This is a genomic window from Bacteroides caecigallinarum (genome assembly GCF_016901995.1).
Taxonomy (GTDB): domain Bacteria; phylum Bacteroidota; class Bacteroidia; order Bacteroidales; family Bacteroidaceae; genus Phocaeicola; species Phocaeicola cellulolyticus.
Genome location: NZ_JACJLE010000108.1, coordinates 1 through 2,183, shown reverse-complemented (window position 1 = coordinate 2,183; position 2,183 = coordinate 1). Strand labels below are relative to the sequence as shown.

Sequence of the window (2,183 nt, the reverse complement as noted above, 5' to 3'; positions counted from 1 at the left end):
ATACACTGGTATATATTATTTAAACATGTGTGTGTTATGAAAATAAACTTAATAACTATTTTCGCAAAGAAATATATTAACCTAAATAAATTCATTATGAAAAATGATTTCAGATTGTTTTGTTCAACAATAATATTGGGGCTTTCGTCTGTAAGTATGCTTTCTGCCAAGGATGATATACGTCCTAATATTCTATGGCTAACATTTGAAGATACAAGTGCTTATGAATTCGGCTGTTATGGCAATAAGGATGTTAGTACTCCAAATGTGGATAGTTTGGCGCAAAGAGGTGTTCAGTTTATGAATGCATGGTCTGTTGGTCCTCAAAGTTCTCCGGCGCGTTCCTCTTTAATAACAGGATGTTATGCTCCAACGTATGGAATGGATTTTCATCCGGTTCCTTTTGATACTCCCGAGGATATATTCTTCCCTCAAAGATTAAGAGAAGCAGGTTATTATTGTACTAATAATAATAAAACGCATTATAATACTACGACAGATAATAAGTCATGTTGGGATGAGTGTAATAAGAAAGCTTCTTATAATAGTCCTAAAAGAAAAGATGGTCAGCCTTTTTTTGCTGTGTTCAATACTGTAACATCGCATATGGGTCGTATAAGAACTTTTCATACCGACGGTCGTCGTGATTATACACGTGAGGGTATATATCCTCAGCTATTAACGTTGCCATCTTATGTACCTGATTTGCCGGAAGTACGTTCTGATTATGCCGGTCATTTGGAAGCGGTTCAGGATGTTGACAAATGGGTTAAGATATATCTTGATGATTTGAAAGAAAAAGGTCTTGATGAGAATACTATAATCTTCTTTTTCAGTGATCACGGTGGTTGCGTCCCTCGTGGTAAAGGATATTTGTTTGAGAGTGGTTTAAGGGTACCTTTGGTAGTATATTTCCCAGAAAAATTCAAGCATTTGGCAAATGGTTTGTCAGGTAAAGTTAATCGTTTGGTTAATTTTACGGATTTAGGTCCTACAGTACTTAGTCTTGCGGGTGTAAAACCAGAGAAAAGAATGCAGGGAGAAGCTGTGTTTGGTAAATATGCAGCAAAAGAGGAAAGGAAACTTAATTTTGCTTTTGCTTCGAACCAGTTACATCATTTTATGCCTGTTAGAGCCGTTTCAGACGGGCGATACAAATATATACGTAGTTATATGCCATATAGGCAGTTTGCATTGAGAAATTATTATCAGTGGGGTATGCCGTCAAATAAAGCCTGGGATAAACTTGTATTAGGTGGTCACAATACTAATGATGACTGGGCCCAAACATTTTGTGCTCATCCTGCAGAAATGCTTTTCGATTTGTTTAATGATCCTGGCGAAATACATGATTTATCTTCTTTACCACAGTATCAGGATATTTTGAATAAAATGCGTGAATCTTTATCTTCTCATATAAGAGAAACGGAAGATTTAGGTTTCTTTCTGCCAACGTCACGAAGAGGTAAAATATTGTATAATTCGGTTAGAGAAGAAAAATTTCCTTTAAATGAACTTTATAATCTGGTAGAACTTGCAAGTATGCCTAAATCATCTGATGAACAGTTTTTTAGAAAGGCATTAATAAGTGATTATCCGGAAATGAAATTTTGGGCAACTGTCGGTTATGCACAATTGGCAAAACTAGGATTAATTTCTGAATGTCCTGAAGAATTGAGGCACCTTATAAATGATAGTGATCCTTATATATCAAGCGAGGCTTCATATGCTATATCCTATTTAGGATATCCTGAAGAAGGAATAAAGAATTTGGTATATCCTGTTAAGGAAGAAAATAGAAAAATTGGGTATTCGTCATTGGAATGTTTATCTCTTGATCCTAATATGCGTAAGTATATACGTGAATATCTTAATGAATTACGTAATAATGCTGAGACTCTTCCACGAATTCAGAATGAAGATGCCGGACTTATGGCAAGGGGCATTCTGGTGAATTTGGGAGAACTTGATATAGATTTACTTCATGGAGAAGAAGCATATAAAGCTGGCTTGAAACTTAATTATGGACGTAGAAAGATTGTACCATTGCCATACTGATAATATTTAATTGATATACAAATGAAATTCCCATGAGATAAAAAAATCACGCCAAAGAGAATGTAAATAGTCAAGCTGAAGTTACCTTTGTATAGTGTAACCCTAAATGTATCAGTTATGGCAGA

General features: G+C 35.1%; 1 protein-coding gene. It reads left to right on the top strand.

Annotated features, from left to right (window positions below):
- The first annotated feature begins 96 nt into the window (after nt 1–96).
- A complete protein-coding gene (locus H6A61_RS15110; protein WP_204394723.1) occupies nt 97–2,058 on the top strand; it encodes a sulfatase family protein in 1,962 nt (653 codons plus the stop codon).
- The last annotated feature ends 125 nt before the right edge of the window (nt 2,059–2,183 follow it).